Annotated in this window: 18 protein-coding genes; 1 reads left to right on the forward strand and 17 read right to left on the reverse strand. The window is 33.0% G+C overall.

The genetic code is table 11. The features are described from left to right. Positions 1 to 2: 2 nt before the first annotated feature. The 15 genes from B2G86_RS10300 to B2G86_RS10370 form a co-directional block, all read right to left on the reverse strand. Complete coding sequence (locus tag B2G86_RS10300) at positions 3 to 1244, reverse strand: serine hydroxymethyltransferase (RefSeq protein WP_078358018.1); 1242 nt, start codon at positions 1242 to 1244, stop codon at positions 3 to 5. Between the two features lie 24 nt (positions 1245 to 1268). Then, positions 1269 to 1790 (reverse strand): TIGR01440 family protein, encoded by a 522-nt coding sequence (locus B2G86_RS10305; protein WP_078358054.1) that lies wholly within the window; start codon positions 1788 to 1790, stop codon positions 1269 to 1271. After that, on the reverse strand, positions 1790 to 2227 hold the full coding sequence (gene rpiB / locus B2G86_RS10310) for a ribose 5-phosphate isomerase B (protein ID WP_078358019.1): 438 nt from the start codon (positions 2225 to 2227) through the stop codon (positions 1790 to 1792). Before rpiB ends, B2G86_RS10305 begins: the two co-directional genes overlap by 1 nt. A gap of 86 nt (positions 2228 to 2313) precedes the next feature. Continuing rightward, positions 2314 to 2730 carry a low molecular weight protein arginine phosphatase gene (locus B2G86_RS10315; RefSeq protein WP_078358020.1) on the reverse strand — a complete coding sequence of 139 codons (417 nt, stop codon included), beginning with the start codon at positions 2728 to 2730 and terminating at the stop codon, positions 2314 to 2316. Beyond that, positions 2727 to 3773 carry an L-threonylcarbamoyladenylate synthase gene (locus B2G86_RS10320; protein WP_078358021.1) on the reverse strand — a complete coding sequence of 349 codons (1047 nt, stop codon included), beginning with the start codon at positions 3771 to 3773 and terminating at the stop codon, positions 2727 to 2729. Before B2G86_RS10320 ends, B2G86_RS10315 begins: the two co-directional genes overlap by 4 nt. Positions 3774 to 3864: 91 nt before the next feature. After that, a complete protein-coding gene (gene prmC / locus B2G86_RS10325; RefSeq protein WP_078358022.1) occupies positions 3865 to 4719 on the reverse strand; it encodes a peptide chain release factor N(5)-glutamine methyltransferase in 855 nt (284 codons plus the stop codon). Continuing rightward, positions 4706 to 5782, reverse strand: coding sequence for a peptide chain release factor 1 (gene prfA / locus B2G86_RS10330; RefSeq protein WP_078358023.1), 1077 nt, complete (start codon positions 5780 to 5782; stop codon positions 4706 to 4708). Before prfA ends, prmC begins: the two co-directional genes overlap by 14 nt. Beyond that, on the reverse strand, positions 5775 to 6374 hold the full coding sequence (locus tag B2G86_RS10335; protein WP_078358024.1) for a thymidine kinase: 600 nt from the start codon (positions 6372 to 6374) through the stop codon (positions 5775 to 5777). Before B2G86_RS10335 ends, prfA begins: the two co-directional genes overlap by 8 nt. A gap of 118 nt (positions 6375 to 6492) precedes the next feature. Next, positions 6493 to 6747, reverse strand: coding sequence for a type B 50S ribosomal protein L31 (locus tag B2G86_RS10340; RefSeq protein WP_078358025.1), 255 nt, complete (start codon positions 6745 to 6747; stop codon positions 6493 to 6495). Positions 6748 to 6856: 109 nt separating this feature from the next. Next, positions 6857 to 8173, reverse strand: a complete 1317-nt coding sequence (gene rho / locus B2G86_RS10345) for a transcription termination factor Rho (protein WP_078358026.1) — start codon at positions 8171 to 8173, stop codon at positions 6857 to 6859. A 266-nt stretch (positions 8174 to 8439) separates the two neighbouring features. Beyond that, positions 8440 to 9867 (reverse strand): aldehyde dehydrogenase family protein, encoded by a 1428-nt coding sequence (locus tag B2G86_RS10350; RefSeq protein WP_078358027.1) that lies wholly within the window; start codon positions 9865 to 9867, stop codon positions 8440 to 8442. Between the two features lie 178 nt (positions 9868 to 10045). Beyond that, complete coding sequence (locus B2G86_RS10355) at positions 10046 to 10375, reverse strand: winged helix-turn-helix transcriptional regulator (protein ID WP_078358028.1); 330 nt, start codon at positions 10373 to 10375, stop codon at positions 10046 to 10048. Positions 10376 to 10447: 72 nt separating this feature from the next. Then, positions 10448 to 11704 carry a UDP-N-acetylglucosamine 1-carboxyvinyltransferase gene (locus B2G86_RS10360; RefSeq protein WP_078358029.1) on the reverse strand — a complete coding sequence of 419 codons (1257 nt, stop codon included), beginning with the start codon at positions 11702 to 11704 and terminating at the stop codon, positions 10448 to 10450. 294 nt (positions 11705 to 11998) lie between these two features. Beyond that, positions 11999 to 12856 (reverse strand): class IIb fructose-bisphosphate aldolase FdaB, encoded by an 858-nt coding sequence (fdaB, locus tag B2G86_RS10365; protein WP_078358030.1) that lies wholly within the window; start codon positions 12854 to 12856, stop codon positions 11999 to 12001. Positions 12857 to 12941: 85 nt separating this feature from the next. Continuing rightward, the gene (locus B2G86_RS10370) at positions 12942 to 13295 is read right to left on the reverse strand and encodes a response regulator (protein WP_078358031.1); all 354 of its coding nucleotides are present in this window, start codon (positions 13293 to 13295) and stop codon (positions 12942 to 12944) included. Between the two features lie 60 nt (positions 13296 to 13355). Between B2G86_RS10370 and B2G86_RS10375 the strand changes: the two genes are divergently transcribed. Further along, on the forward strand, positions 13356 to 13880 hold the full coding sequence (locus B2G86_RS10375) for a DUF2529 family protein (protein ID WP_078358032.1): 525 nt from the start codon (positions 13356 to 13358) through the stop codon (positions 13878 to 13880). Positions 13881 to 13937: 57 nt separating this feature from the next. On the opposite strand, the gene B2G86_RS10380 is transcribed toward B2G86_RS10375, so the two are convergent. Next, entirely contained in the window at positions 13938 to 15539 is a 1602-nt protein-coding gene (locus B2G86_RS10380; RefSeq protein WP_078358033.1) for a CTP synthase, read from the reverse strand. A gap of 144 nt (positions 15540 to 15683) precedes the next feature. Beyond that, positions 15684 to 16208, reverse strand: a complete 525-nt coding sequence (gene rpoE, locus B2G86_RS10385; RefSeq protein ID WP_078358034.1) for a DNA-directed RNA polymerase subunit delta — start codon at positions 16206 to 16208, stop codon at positions 15684 to 15686. Between the last annotated feature and the right edge of the window lie 49 nt (positions 16209 to 16257).

Below are 16257 nucleotides of genomic sequence, written 5' to 3' on the forward strand. Positions count from 1 at the left end.
ATTTATTTGTTGTAAAGTGGGAACTTAGAAGTTAATGATAATACACGTTCATGTGCTTCTTTCAGTGTTTGTTCATCTTCTGGGTTTTTTAGCACTAATGCTATAATGCGACCCACTTCTTCAACTGCTTCTTCATCGAATCCACGTGAAGTAACAGCTGGTGTTCCAAGACGAACGCCACTCGTTACGAAAGGTTTCTCTTGGTCAAAAGGTATTGTATTCTTATTACATGTAATACCTATTTCATCTAATGTATTTTCAGCTAACTTACCTGTTATACCAAGTGAACCTTTAACATCTACACAGATTAAATGATTATCAGTACCTCCAGATACAATTCGTAAACCTTCTTCTTCTAATGTTGCAGCTAATTTTTGAGCATTCTTAATTACTTGTTTTTGGTATTCCTTAAATTCTGGTTCTAATGCTTCTCCAAATGAAACAGCTTTACCTGCGATAACATGCATTAATGGACCACCTTGTATTCCAGGGAAAATTGTTTTATCAATTTCTTTAGCATATTCTTCTTTACAGAAAATCATGCCCCCTCTTGGTCCTCTTAATGTTTTATGCGTAGTAGTAGTAACAAAGTCAGCAAATTCTACAGGATTTTGGTGTAAACCAGCTGCTACTAAACCAGCGATATGTGCCATATCTACCATTAATTTAGCGCCAACTTCATCTGCAATTTCTTTAAATCGTTTAAAATCAATTTGTCTTGGGTAAGCAGATGCACCAGCGACAATTAATTTTGGTTTTGCTTCTTTTGCTACTTTCAAAATTTCATCATAGTCGATTTGTTCATCTTCTTTAGAAACACCATACTCTACAAAGTTATATAACTTCCCACTAAAGTTTACTTTAGATCCATGAGTTAAGTGTCCTCCATGACTTAAGTTCATTCCAAGCACAGTATCACCAGGCTCTAAAGCTACAAAGTACACAGCCATATTCGCTTGTGATCCTGAATGAGGTTGTACATTAACATGGTCTCCACCGAAAAGTGCTTTAGCTCTATCACGCGCTAAATTTTCCACGATATCAACATAGTCACAGCCACCATAATAACGACGACCAGGATAACCTTCTGCATATTTGTTTGTTAACACAGAACCTTGAGCTTCCATTACTGCTTCAGATACAAAATTCTCAGATGCTATTAGTTCAATATTATTATTCTGTCTATCAAACTCTTTTTCCATTGCTTTGAAAAGTTCTTCGTCTTGCTTTTTAATTAATGACATGTACAATCCCTCACTTTTAAGAATTTAATACTTAGCTCTTGCGCCACCAATTAGCTTGGGGCGACTTTTAGCTACTGTAACAATAGCTTCTCCGATATTTTTAGTATCAATAGATATCGGTACTGCGACGTGCTTTAAATGCATACCAATTAATGTCTGACCAATATCAATGCCTTTATCGCATTGAATGTGTTCAACAACAACTGGGTCTTTCATGTGTTGATAAGCATAGGTTGATAAACTTCCTCCAGCGTTCACTTGAGGTATAACAGAAACTTCGGCCATTGAATAAGCATCGAATACTTCACGTTCTATAGTAATAGCACGATTAATATGCTCACAACCTTGAAAAGCAAAACGAACACCTGTCTCTTTATGTATCAATTCAAGACTATCAAACAGTTCTTTAGCTATTTCGATTGATCCATCTGATCCAATTTTAGAACCTCTTACCTCTGAAGTGGAACAACCGATGATGCATAGTTCATTCTTATTAAAGAATCCAATTGAATTAAGCTCATCCAATAATTGTTTTAAATGCTTAATCATGAACAACCGCCTTCAATCTTATCTATACGTCGTTGGTGTCTTCCGCCTTCGAATTCACTTGTTAACCAAGTTTTGACGATGAGAAGTGCCAAACCTTCGCCTATAACACGTTGGCCCATTGCTAATACATTAGAATCATTATGTTGTCTCGTAACTTCTGCGGTAAAAACATCATGCACAAGTGCACAACGAATCCCCTTTACCTTGTTCGAAGCAATAGACATACCAATTCCAGTTCCACAAATCAAAATTCCTTTATCAAATGTTCCATCTGCAACACTTTCTGATACCGGTCTTGCATAATCAGGATAATCTACTGATTCTCCTTCATGTGTACCAAAGTCTTTATATTCAATGTTCATTTCATCAAGTAATCTTTTTATTGCTTCTTTGTATTCAAAGCCACCATGGTCTGCTGCAATAGCTACTTTCATCTTCCCACCTCCCAATTTGTTTATACATTAATATTATAACGTATTTTCTATGTGTGTTATAGCGATTCTGCAAATTATTTGAATTCTTAACTACTCTGTAATAATTCTTTTATGAGAATACTCAGTTCTTCATAAGTATTTTGATAAATATTTTGTGGTCGCCCATAAGGATCAGAAATATCTCCTTTTTCACCTTTTACATACTCTTTCAATGTATGAATATTTCCATGATTAAATTGTGACTCTAAAATCAGTTTATGGGATTCAGTCATAGTTAGTATTAGATCTGCATCTAAATCACTTGCTGAAAACTGTTGGGCTGTTCCAGGAACCGGTAAATTATTATTCATAATTATTTCCATAGATTGTATCGAAATAGGTGTACCCTCAAATGCAGAAATTCCTCTTGACTGAATGTCATAGTTTGGTTTTATGTCTTTAGCAATGGCTTCAGCTAAAGGACTTCTACATGTATTTCCAGTACAAATAAAAACTATTTTCACAATTCATCTTCTCCTTTTATATTATGGCCACTTGCTTTATCTATTCTGTTCATTAATGCAACGGTAGATTCATTTCGAATATATCCACTTATTAATATTTTATCTATATCTATAAGTTGGTCAGCTATTCTTAAAGCATCATATAAATCGTGATGCGCACCTTTAATATCTTTTGCATTTTTTCCTAATGGTATAAAAATCATTTCTTCTGAAATAAGTGATTCTATACTTTTAGGTCCAATAACAGCTATTCTCTCATCTTTATATACTGAACTTTTAATCGGTTTAGTTATACCTCCTTCAACCAATGTAACTGGTTGTGAAGGTGCATAATGTTTATATTTCATTCCAGGTGCTATTGGTTTCTCTATATCCATTTTTTCATTAACGACACTATTAGGTAATACGTCATTAATCATCTCAGTCGTTATTGATCCTGGTCTAGCTATTTTAAAAGGGAAACTTGTACAATCTATTACTGTACTTTCAATACCTTCATCTACATCTTCTGCTTGAATAATCCCAAAAATTCTACCTTCTAAATCATGCTTTACATGTTCAAATTTAGTAGGAGATGGTCTACCACTAACATTTGCACTTGGTGCTGCGATAGGTAAATTAGTCAATTGCAGTATTTCTCTACCAATAATATGACTCGGCATACGTACCGCTACTGAATTTAAACCACCTGTTACTCGATCACTTAAAAATCCTTTTTTATACGGAACTATAAATGATATCGGTCCTGGCCAAAAAGCATCCATTAATATTTCTGCTTCTTTTGATATATTTTGAGTGAAATCATTTAACTGTGATTTATCATGAATATGAATAATTAGTGGATTATCTGAAGGTCTCCCTTTTGCTATATATATTTTTTTTACTGCTTGTTCATCTTTAGCATTTGCGCCTAAACCATACACAGTTTCAGTAGGTAATGCGATAAGCTCATTTTGTTGATATCCTTCAACGATTTGATTGATTTGTGGATAACTTTGTAAGTTGTGAACATACTTACGCACATCCCAAACGTATGTTTCCAAGGCATTTCTTCCCTTCTTTAAAGCATTTATTATATAAAAATAAAAGTTATACACACAATGTGGATAACTCCAGTCATTTCGTGTATAACTTTTATTGATTTATCCAATTAAATTGTATCATACGATTGTTTTGATTTATATCTTTGATAATTTCTAAGTTTTCTATATTATAATTTTCTTGAATGTAAGTTTTTAATATATCACCTTGCATATAACCTATTTCAAATATAACAAGTCCACCTTGTGTTATTACTTTATCAAGATTCGATAGAATGTCTTTATATATAGCTAAACCATCATCATGAGCAAACAAAGCTAAATGCGGTTCGTAATCTAATACAGTCTCAGACATTTGCTTTTGCTCGTCATATGAAATATAAGGAGGGTTAGATACTAAAATATCCACTTGAATATTTCTATCAATAAGTGGCTTTAGAGATTCTCCTAATAAAAATTCAACTTCAGTTTCTAAAAGTTTTGCATTTTCTTTTGCTATTGCTATTGCATTTGGGCTAATATCAGTTGCTATAACTGACAAATCCGGTCGCTCTTTTTTTAATGAAATAGCTATCGCTCCAGATCCAGTACCAATATCGCACAAGACTAAATGCTTCTTATGAATCTTTTGTAGAGTTTGATATACAAGTTCTTCAGTTTCTGGTCTTGGTATCAACACATCTTGGTTTACTTTAAATTTCCTACCATAGAACTCCGCAAATCCAGCAATATATTGTACAGGTTCTCCTTTATACATACGTTCTCTATAAGACAAATATTCACTCAGTATGTTTTCAGGTACTTTTTCTTGAAAATTTAAAGCTATTTCGGTTCTCGACATCCCAGTAATATCTTCTAATAGCCAATCAGCACGAGAGGTTTCAAACCCTCGTGCTGATAATTCATCATAAGTTTCTTTTAATAACAATTGAAAATTATAATTGTCCATTATTAAGTTCTTCCAATTTCTCTGTTTGTTCATGCATTGTTAATGCATCTATTATTTCGTCAACTTTACCTTCCATTATTTGATCTAATTTTTGTAAAGTTAGACCTATACGATGATCTGTTACTCTATTTTGTGGATAATTATATGTTCTTATTCTTTCAGAACGGTCCCCTGTACCTACTGCTGATTTTCTCTTTTCAGCATATTTCGCATTTTCTTCTCGAACCATCATATCGTAAACTCTAGCTTTCAATACTTTAAAAGCTTTTTCACGGTTTTTAATTTGTGATTTTTCTGATGATGTAGCAACTATTCCAGTTGGTACATGTGTAATACGTACTGCAGAATCTGTTGTGTTAACGTGCTGTCCACCAGAACCACTTGAACGATAAGTTTCTATTTTCAAATCTTCAGTTCTAATATCTATTTCAACGTCTTCTGCTTCTGGTAATACAGCAACAGTTGCAGTCGATGTATGAATTCTGCCACCTGATTCAGTTTCTGGAACACGTTGTACACGATGAGCACCATTCTCATATTTAAGTTTACTGAATGCACCATTACCTTGAATTGAGAAACTCACTTCTTTGTATCCACCATGATCGCTTATATTTTCTTCGACAACATCAATTTTATATCCATTAGCTTCTGCAAATCTAGAATACATTCTAAATAAATCACCTGCAAAGATTGCTGCTTCATCCCCACCAGCTGCACCGCGAATTTCCATAATTACGTTTTTATCGTCATTAGGGTCTTTAGGAATCAATAATAATTTTAATTCTGATTCTAATTCTGGAACACGTTTAGTTAGGCTATTAATTTCTTCTTTCAACATTTCTTGGTCTTCTTTGTCTGAAGTTTCATCTAACATTAATTTAGCATCTTCAATGTCACCATTTACAGATTTATAAGTTCTATATACATCGACAGTTTTTTGTAAATCAGATTGTTCTTTAGAGTATTTTCTCAATTTGTCAGTATCTGATACTACGTCTGGATCGCTTAACAATTCATTTAACTGTTCGTATCTATTTTCAACAATTTCTAATTGATCAAACATTTATATCACTCCTTGTTTCGGTTCTTATTATATGATGATCTCTACATCTCGGTTCATAACTTTCGTCTGCTCCTACTAAAATAATTGGATCATCAATATGAGCTGGTTCACCATTTATTAATCTTTGTGTTCTACTTGATGGTGCACCACATACTGCGCAAACAGCTTGCAATTTTGTAACGATTTCAGCAACTGCCATCATTTCAGGCATAGGTTCAAAAGGTACACCTTTAAAGTCCATGTCTAAACCTGCTACAACTACACGATAGCCCTCTTCTGCTAATTTTTGAGCTACTTCCACAACTTCATTGTCGAAAAATTGAACTTCATCTATTCCAATTATATCAATACCTTGTAAATCACGACGTAAAATTTCACTTGAGTGCTCTATACTTATTGCATCTAGTTGGTTGCCATTGTGAGATACTACAGCTTCTTCACTATAGCGATTATCGATAGATGGCTTAAATACTATTACATTTTGTTTAGCATATAAACCTCTTCTCAGACGTCTTATAAGCTCTTCTGACTTACCACTAAACATGCTTCCGCAAATACATTCTATCCATCCGGAATGGTAATTTTCGTACATATTACTTATCCACCTTTTTCAACATAATCGCTTAATTATATCATATTATTTTTACATATTTATTAATAATTACAAAAAAAAGCATCCTTTAAAAAAGGATGCTTGATTCGCTTCATAATTAGTTGTTTGATTTGAAACCAAATTTTTTGTTGAAGCGTTCCACACGACCATCCGCAGATGCGAATTTTTGACGTCCTGTATAGAATGGATGTGAATCTGAAGAGATATCTAAACGGATAACTGGGTATTCGTTACCATCTTCCCATTCCATAGTTTCGTTAGAACTACGTGTTGAACCACTTAAGAATTTGAAGTCTGTAGTTGTATCTAAAAAGATAACTTTATTATACTCTGGATGAATTCCTTGTTTCATTTTTTTCAGCTCCTTTGCCCTGAACCATCTGGAACAGAGTTTATTTGTGACTAATTCACTCAATACTTACATATTATATATGTTGAAGAATTAAATTGCAACCTTAAATTTATATAATCGGTTTACCTGTTTTGGCACTTTCAACCATTGATTTTCTTAAAACTTCAAAGAATTCAGCATTAGACTTAGTACGTTTTAATTTTCTTATAAATCTTTCAGAGAAATCATTCTGATCCGTAAATAAATTACGTAATTGCCAAATCATTTCAAGTTCATTAGTTTCTAACAACAATTCTTCTTTACGAGTAGAACTTCTTCTTATATCAATAGCAGGAAACACTCTTTTTTCTGATAGTTTACGGTCTAAATGAAGTTCCATGTTACCTGTACCTTTAAATTCCTCATAAATCATATCATCCATACGTGATCCTGTTTCAACTAAAGCTGTAGCTAGAATTGTTAAACTACCTCCAGCTTCGATATTTCTTGCCGCTCCAAAGAAATGTTTTGGTCTATGAAGTGAAGCCGGATCTAAACCACCAGATAGTGTTCTACCACTTGGCGGTACGACTAAATTATAAGCTCTAGCAAGTCTTGTGAGTGAATCCATTAAAATAATAACATCTTCACCAATCTCAACTAAACGTTTAGCTCTTTCCAATAACAATTCTGCAACTTTTACATGGTGTTCAGGTGGCTCATCAAAAGTAGAGTTAACAACTTCTGCTTGTTCAACTGAACGTTCTATATCTGTTACTTCCTCTGGGCGTTCTCCAATTAATAATATAAATAATTTTGCTTTAGGTTGGTTAATTGCAATTGCATTTGCAATTTCTTTAAGCAATGAAGTTTTACCAGCTTTTGGAGGTGCAACAATCATGCCACGTTGACCAAGACCTATTGGAGTAATTAAGTCCATAATTCTTGTTGAGTGCTTTTTATCTGTTGTTTCTAATCGGATACGTTCTTGTGGGTATAGAGGAGTTAACGCTTGAAAGTGCGGTCTTTTCTTTACTTCTTCTGCATTTTGGTCATTTACAAAATCAACTTGCAGTAATCCATAATATTTTTCATTTTCTTTAGGCTTTCTAACTTTACCCGTTACTTTGTCACCTTTTTTAATTTCGAAACGTCTAATTTGACTAGCAGATATATAAATATCTTTCTCGCCTTTGGAATAATTTACAGTTCGAAGAAAACCATAACCATCTGGTTGAATATCATCTAGGATACCTTCCATATAGTAATTACCGTCTTTCTCCATTTGAGCTTCCATAATAGCTAAGACAAGTTCTTTTTTATTTAATTTACTATAATTTGTTATTCTAAATTCTTTTGCCTTAGTTGTTAATTCTTTAGTTGTATAATTCTTGTATAATTCGTGAAACGATTCATACTGTGGACTTGTTCTAACTCTTTCAGCCATTTTTATGACACCCATTTCTTAAAATCTAATTCTTTTATTGTAATACCAGATTTATAATCTGCCTTTAAACTATAGCATTTTTTTAGGATGATGACAAAATAAGTTATAGATATAAATAAGAAAAATAACTGCCTTTGTGAACACTTCTTGCACGTTTCATTTATATAATATTAGTTATAAGCACACTTTCAATCCAGTCAGCTATTGTCAATATAATGATTAGAGGCTGAGACAATTAATTGTCTCAGCCTCTTCCAATTTAAACTTTATTTATAATAACCAGGGATTGCTTTTACTTCTAGGAATTCTTCAATTCCGTAGTCTCCCCATTCTCTACCAATTCCTGATTGTTTGTAACCACCGAATGGTAAGTTTGGTTGTCTGCCTGCATCATTAATTTCAACAGTACCTGCTTCTAATAATTTAGAAACTTCTCTTACTTTATCTTTATCGTTTCCGTATACGTATGCTGCTAAACCATAAATTGTATCGTTTGCAATTTCAATTGCTTCATCAAGGTCTTTATAAGTAATGATTGTACCTACTGGACCAAATATTTCTTCTTGAGCAATTGTCATATCATTTGTAACGTCTGTAAATAATGTTGGTTTAACAAAATACCCTTTTTCTAGTCCTTCAGGTTTACCTACACCACCGTGAAGTAATGTTGCACCTTCATCGATACCTTTTTGGATATAGCTTTGTACAGTATCAAATTGTTTTTTAGATACTACAGGACCTGTATCTTGACCTTCTTCTCTTGGGTTACCAACTTTAACATTTTCAATTGCTTTTTTAGCTGCAGCAATAAATTCATCTTTAATGCTTTCTGGAACTAATGTACGAGTTGCTGCTGTACATACTTGACCTGTATTTTGTACGAATTTAGCAACTGCGCCTTTAGCAGCTTTTTCAATATCCACATCATCTAAAACTACTAATGGAGATTTACCACCTAGTTCTAATGATACTTTTTTGAAGTCTTTAGCTGAGTTTTCCATAATTTTTCTACCTGTTGGTCCTGAACCTGTAAATGACATCATACGAACATCAGGATGACTACTTAATGGATCACCGACACTTTGTCCATCACCATTCACTAAGTTAAATACACCTTTTGGCACGCCAGCTTTTTCAAATATTTCAGCTAAAATAATTGCCGCAAATGGTGTTTCTTCGGATGGTTTCAATACTACTGGTGAACCTGCAGCAAAAGCACCTGCTAATTTCAATGAAGTTTGATTAGTTGGGAAATTCCAAGGTGTAACTAAACCTGCAACACCAATTGCTTCTTTGACTACAAGATCATCTCCACGACGTTCTTCAAATTGTATTGAATCGATTGCTTTACTTGCTTCTCTAAAGTGATTCAATCCCATTTGATAATGAACTGATTCAGATTTCTCAATTGGTGAACCTAATTCATCTGTCATAACATCTATTAAATCTTCTTTTCTATTTTCATATTCGTCTGCGATTCTTTCTAATAAAGCTTTTCTTTCTTCTAAAGAAGTATTTCTAAATTTTACATAGACTTTTTTAGCAGCTGCAACTGCATCATCAACATCTTGTTTGTTTCCTGCTGCTATTTGACCCATTACTTCTTCAGTAGCTGGGTTAATTACATCAAGAGTTTTTCCACTGTGGCTACTTACCCATTCGCCATTTATAAATTGTTTGATATCTTGTCTCATCAATTATCTACTCCTTTATATTTGTTACAGCTATTATTATAGTACGAAACATACATATAATTAAAATGATGTGTTTATAGATTTTAAAGTTTGTACTAAAAATAAAAATAAAAATAAAAATAAGAGCCCCACCAGCTAAAAGTAATCTATACTTTGCTGATGGGACTCTTATTTTCCCTTACGAATGGTTTTCTTCTAACTCAACATTTCGCTGCGCCCACTCTTCTAATGGTACAAGAGCTTGAGCTAGCTCATAACCTTTATTAGTTATTTGATATTCAACAGATAGAGGCGTTGTTGTAACAACTTTCTTTTCAACTAATCCCCAGTCACTTAACTCGGTTAATTTAAGAGATAACGCTCTTGGTGTAATACGTTTAAGATCTCTTTTCATATCAGAAAAATGAGCAGAGCGTTCATCACAACGTGATAAATAATTGAGTATCAAACCATTCCAACTGCGTCCTATAACTTTAAATGTTTCTTCTAAATAAGGACATACTTCCATGTTACTCACCTCTTTAACTTCTATATTACAATTATACTACACTTTATATACAAAGTATACATTTTATACTAGTTATACTGTTTCTGTCCAAATATCAGCGCCTAATGCTTTTAGTTTATCCACTATTCCACTATAACCTCTGTGAATATGATTAACATTATAAACAGTTGTGACGCCATCAGATATCAAACCGGCAATTAAAAGTGAAGCGCCAGCTCGTAAATCACTTGCAGCTACACTTGCTCCAGTTAATTTTGATGGATAATAAATAGCTGTTCCATTTTCTAAACTAACTTTAGCACCCATTCTAATAAGTTCATCGACATGTTTAAATCTAGCTGGATAAATTGTTTCTGTTATTTTACTTTGACCATTAGCTTTTAATAATAACGGAGTGAAAGGTTGTTGTAAGTCAGTAGCAAATCCAGGATAAACAGAAGTTTGAATATCTACCGGCTTATACTCGTCTTTCCCTTTAATTAAAATAGAGTCTTCACCAAGTTCTATTTCAGTACCCATTTCTTTTAATTTAGCAATCAATGGTTCTAAATGTAATGGAATTATATTCTCTATATATACTTCTTCACCCATAGCAGCTGCCGCACACATATACGTTCCAGCTTCAATTCTATCAGGTATTATTGCATGCTTTGTGCCGTGTAATGATTCTACACCTTCAATTTTCAATGTATCTGTACCAGCACCTCTAATTTTTGCACCCATATTATTTAATAGAGTAGCAACATCAACAATTTCAGGTTCTTTTGCAGCGTTTTCAATTACTGTTTTCCCTTTAGCTAATGAAGCAGCTAACATAATATTAATCGTTGCACCAACACTTACAACATCCATAAATATTTTTGCACCAACTAATTCTTCAGCAATTAAATACATAGCACCTTGCTCATTAGTCACTTTTGCACCTAATGCTTCAAAACCTTTTATATGTTGATCAATTGGTCTAGGTCCTAATGGGCAACCACCAGGTAATCCAATAACACATTTTTTAAATCGTCCAAGCATAGCGCCCATCATATAATATGATGCTCTTAATGACTGAACTTTATTATTTGGTAATGGTAAATTAACTGCGTCACTAGAGTCTACTACAAGTTGGTCACCATCTAAATCTGTCTTTATATTTAAATCGCCTAATAAGCTCATTAACGTTTTTACATCTGAAATATCTGGTAGACCATCTAAAGTTACAACATCATTTGCCATCAAACTAGCAGGTATTAATGCTACTGCACTATTTTTAGCCCCGCTTATTTGTACTTTGCCGTTTAACTTGTTTCCACCTTTTATTTTTATAACTTCTTGAGACATATGTTTACTCCTTTACTTCATCGTCTTAGAGAATGCATACTCTCTCAACATGAATAGATAATTATTTCCATTATATACTATTCAATAACATAAACGCAAAAACATAAAAAGTAAATACTAATAACTTAATTTATTTAAAAACTGGATTAATAAGCGAAGAGTTTACCTAAGACATAGATTAAGTCGGGAGTTAATCTATGACAACCTCAAAATCACTCTATACAATGAAAGGCTGGGACAAATTAATTTGTCCCAGCCTCATATTTTATTCTTAGTATTAAGAATTTAATTTAATTATGCTTGGTTAGAAGTACCAAATTCTTGGATTTTACCTTTAACTGTAGCTTTAATTGCTTCACGAGCAGGTCCTAAATATTTACGTGGATCGTAAACTTCACTGTCGTTATTTAACACTTCACGAACTGCTTTTACAGATGCAATTTGGTTTTCAGTGTTAACGTTGATTTTAGCTGTACCGAATGGAATAGCTTTTTTGATATCGTGAGTTGGGATACCAGTACCACCGTGTAATACTAATGGTAATCCAGTAGAAGCTCCGATTTCTTCCATTTCTTTAAATCCTAATTTTGGTTCACCTTTGTAAGGTCCGTGTACTGAACCTAATGCAGGTGCTAAAGTATCAATACCAGTTCTTTCAACAAGTTCTTGACATTCTTTAGGATCAGCATAGATTACGCCTTCTGCAACAACGTCATCTTCTTGTCCACCAACAGTTCCTAATTCTGCTTCCACAGAAACACCGTTAGCATGAGCGTATTCAACTACTTTAGAAGTAATTTCAATGTTTTCTTCGAATGAGTGATGAGAAGCATCAATCATTACTGAAGTAAATCCAGCATCAATCGCTTCTTTACATTTTTCGAAACTTGAACCGTGGTCAAGGTGAATTGCAACTGGAATTGTAATGTTGTAATCTTCCATTAAACCTTCAACGATTTTAACAACAGTTTTGAAACCACCGATGTAACGTCCAGCTCCTTCAGATACACCAAGAATAACTGGTGCATTTTCTTCTTGTGAAGCTTGAAGAATCGCTTGTGTGAATTCTAAGTTATTGATGTTGTATTGTCCAACAGCATAACCGTTTTCTTTCGCTTTAATTAACATTTCTTTCATTGAAACTAAAGGCATTGAGTTTCCTCCTATTGTGCAACGCACGTATTATTTACAAGATAATTATATCAAACTTTATTAACATATGCACCTTTTGAAAGCCCTATCCTAAATGTTTTCTTACAATTTTCATAACTTCTTGAATTGTAAACGGCTTCATTAGCACTCCAGTAATATTTCCTTTATTTAAGATTTCTATCTCTGTGGATGATTGAAATGCTGAAATAATATAAACAGGTATTATTTTGTCCGTTTTTCTAATTTCTGTAAAAACTTCTTCACCAGAAATTCCAGGCATTCTTTTATCTATAAAGATAAGCTTATAAGAATTTTTATTAAATAATTCAATACCATCGCGACCATTTTTAGCAGTATCTACTTTAAAATGATTTAATTCCAATATTTCCTTTAATAATTGTCTAATATTCTTTTCATCATCTATAATAAGTACATCCATTGAAGATACCTCGCTTTTTCTATAAAATAAATTTAATTACGTTTATAAGGAGAATACACATTGCTTAAAATCTTTAATACCCAACTAAATGGTATATTCACTAAAATAGATGCTCAATTAGAAGAAATTGAAATTGCATCACAGTTACTCATACAAGCGGCAAACGGCGAAGGTAAGATATTTATTAAAACTTTTGATGAAATCAACTATTTCAGTGAATTTATGACAAAAAGTACTGAAAGCCTACCGCATTCAATAACATTAGATTCATTAGAAGAAATCAATACGATTGATACAACAGATCGAGTCTTATTGGTTGGTTCATTTTTCACACCCGAACTGAATCAATGGATTAAAAAATTAAATGATGAAGATATCGATTTCGTAGTTATTTCAAATAAAGATAAAGAGCATAACACACATGAATCACTAATGCATTATATAGATTTATCTACACCTAGAGCGATTGTCCCAACTGCAGATTACAGCAAAATCATTACACCACATCTTATGGCTTTAAATTATATATATTATATCATGTATGCTGAAATGTATGAGATGAAGCAAGATTTAAATGAAGAATAATTTTCATCCATTATAAAAGCTCATCACGTAAAATGACGTGATGAGCTTTGTTATTATTTATTTATTTTTGATACTCGCTTCTACAAATCCTCTAAATAATTTTTGTGGACGTGTAGGTCTTGATAGAAATTCTGGATGGAATTGACAAGCTACAAACCATGGATGATTTTCTAGTTCTACTATTTCAACTAAACGACCATCTGGACTTGTTCCTGAGAATCTCATGCCTTCTGATTCTAATCTTTCTCTATATTCATTATTAAATTCATAACGGTGACGGTGTCTTTCATCTACTTCTACTTCACCGTAAACGTCATGTGCAATTGTACCTTCTTCAATTTTACATGGGTATACGCCTAATCTTAAAGTACCACCTAAGTCTTCAATATCTTTTTGTTCTGGTAATAAGTCAATAATTGGATAAGGTGTGTTTGGATTTAATTCTGCTGAATGAGCATCATGTAATCCAACTACATTTCTAGCAAATTCAACTGTTGCTAATTGCATACCTAAACAAATACCTAAATAAGGAATATTATTTTCACGGGCATATTGTATAGCTAAAATTTTACCTTCAACACCTCTATCACCAAAACCACCAGGTACTAAAATACCATTAACATCTGATAATTCTTGTTGATAGTTCTTGTCATTTAAGTGTTCAGAATTTATCCATTTTATTTCTATATCTGATTTAAAGTCATAACCAGCATGTTTCAATGCTTCTACTACTGATAGATAAGCATCTTGTAAGCTCACATATTTACCTACTAAACCAATTTTCACTGTTCCTTCTAAATTACGAACAGTATCTAATAGTTGGTTCCATTCAGTTAATTCCGCTTCTGCTGCAGCATCTAAAGATAATCTTTCAATAACAATATCATCCATATGCTGTTCTTGTAGTGCTAATGGTATTTGATACAATGTATCTGCATCACGACACTCGATAACAGCACGTTTGTTGATGTCACAGAATAATGCAATTTTATCTCTTAAGTCTTGCGTCATTTCATATTCTGTACGTACAACAATTAAATCAGGTTGAATACCTAAACCTCTTAACTCTTTAACACTATGTTGAGTTGGTTTAGTCTTCATCTCACCTGCTGCTTTAATATAAGGAAGAAGCGTACAATGGATGTACATAACATTTTCACGACCAAGATCACTCTTGATTTGTCTGATTGCTTCAATAAATGGAAGTGATTCAATATCACCAGTAGTACCACCAATTTCAGTAATAACTACATCAGCGTTAGTGCTTTCACCCGCCATCAATAATCTTGATTTAATTTCATTTGTAATATGTGGAATAACTTGAACTGTTCCACCTAAGAAATCTCCACGTCTTTCTTTCTTTAAAACGTGTGAATAAACTTTACCTGCTGTTACGTTAGAATATTTATTTAAATTTATATCAATAAATCTTTCATAATGACCTAAATCTAAATCTGTTTCAGCACCATCTTCAGTTACGAATACTTCGCCATGTTGATATGGACTCATAGTACCTGGATCTACATTCAAGTATGGGTCGAATTTTTGAATTGTTACATTTAATCCTCTATTTTTAAGTAATCTTCCTAGTGATGCTGCAGTGATACCTTTACCAAGAGACGAAACTACGCCACCTGTTACGAAAATGAACTTTGTCATGATTGTACCTCCATTTGATAATTAAAAAATAAAAAACGCTCCCACTTACATTATTTAAAATGTAAGGAGGGAGCGTTATATTTATACGTTGTCCTATTTAAAGGAGCCCAAATAAAATATTACCATCTTTTAAAGAAAAGTCAATTAAAATTCTTTTTCTTCTTCTTCCTCTTCTTCATCGTCTTCTTCATCTTCATCGACAACAAGACCTGCTTCGTCTAATTCATCCTCAACCTCTTCATCTTCTGGGTCTTCAGGATCATTTAGTCCTTCTTCATCATCTTGTACGATCGTAATGTCAAGGTCCTTCGTTTTGTCTTCTTCGCCTAATAATGAAATTTCTGAATCTGCTTCATCTTCTTCATCAAGTACGTTGAATTTTTGGATAGTAGGTGCGATTTTTTCTTCAATATCATCTACTGAATACCAATCACGTAAACCCCAAATATTCTCTCCAACACTTAAAAATCGTCCATCAGTATTTAAATCAGTATAAAATTGTAAAATACGATTTTCAATTTGTGAATCTTTATAATTACCTAATCTTTTGAATTCGTCTACCATGTCATATAGGTTTGTTTCTTTGCCGTTCTCTGTTAATAAAATATAAGCCATTTCGATAAATGAATGCTCATCTACCATCTCTTTAGTGAAATCTTTTAATTTCATCTTTACTCTTCCTTTCAACAATCGAACTATTGTCGCACATTAATATTTA

Source organism: Mammaliicoccus fleurettii (assembly GCF_002018435.1).
GTDB lineage: Bacteria > Bacillota > Bacilli > Staphylococcales > Staphylococcaceae > Mammaliicoccus > Mammaliicoccus fleurettii.

Coding starts and splice junctions, on each gene's coding strand:
- B2G86_RS10300 (WP_078358018.1), bottom strand. CDS start 1,244: ATGTCATTAATTAAAAAGCAAGACGAAGAACTTTTCAAAGCAATGGAA.
- rpiB (WP_078358019.1), bottom strand. CDS start 2,227: ATGAAAGTAGCTATTGCAGCAGACCATGGTGGCTTTGAATACAAAGAA.
- prmC (WP_078358022.1), bottom strand. CDS start 4,719: ATGGACAATTATAATTTTCAATTGTTATTAAAAGAAACTTATGATGAA.
- prfA (WP_078358023.1), bottom strand. CDS start 5,782: ATGTTTGATCAATTAGAAATTGTTGAAAATAGATACGAACAGTTAAAT.
- B2G86_RS10335 (WP_078358024.1), bottom strand. CDS start 6,374: ATGTACGAAAATTACCATTCCGGATGGATAGAATGTATTTGCGGAAGC.
- B2G86_RS10340 (WP_078358025.1), bottom strand. CDS start 6,747: ATGAAACAAGGAATTCATCCAGAGTATAATAAAGTTATCTTTTTAGAT.
- rho (WP_078358026.1), bottom strand. CDS start 8,173: ATGGCTGAAAGAGTTAGAACAAGTCCACAGTATGAATCGTTTCACGAA.
- B2G86_RS10350 (WP_078358027.1), bottom strand. CDS start 9,867: ATGAGACAAGATATCAAACAATTTATAAATGGCGAATGGGTAAGTAGC.
- B2G86_RS10355 (WP_078358028.1), bottom strand. CDS start 10,375: ATGGAAGTATGTCCTTATTTAGAAGAAACATTTAAAGTTATAGGACGC.
- B2G86_RS10360 (WP_078358029.1), bottom strand. CDS start 11,704: ATGTCTCAAGAAGTTATAAAAATAAAAGGTGGAAACAAGTTAAACGGC.
- fdaB (WP_078358030.1), bottom strand. CDS start 12,856: ATGCCTTTAGTTTCAATGAAAGAAATGTTAATTAAAGCGAAAGAAAAC.
- B2G86_RS10370 (WP_078358031.1), bottom strand. CDS start 13,295: ATGGATGTACTTATTATAGATGATGAAAAGAATATTAGACAATTATTA.
- B2G86_RS10380 (WP_078358033.1), bottom strand. CDS start 15,539: ATGACAAAGTTCATTTTCGTAACAGGTGGCGTAGTTTCGTCTCTTGGT.
- rpoE (WP_078358034.1), bottom strand. CDS start 16,208: ATGAAATTAAAAGATTTCACTAAAGAGATGGTAGATGAGCATTCATTT.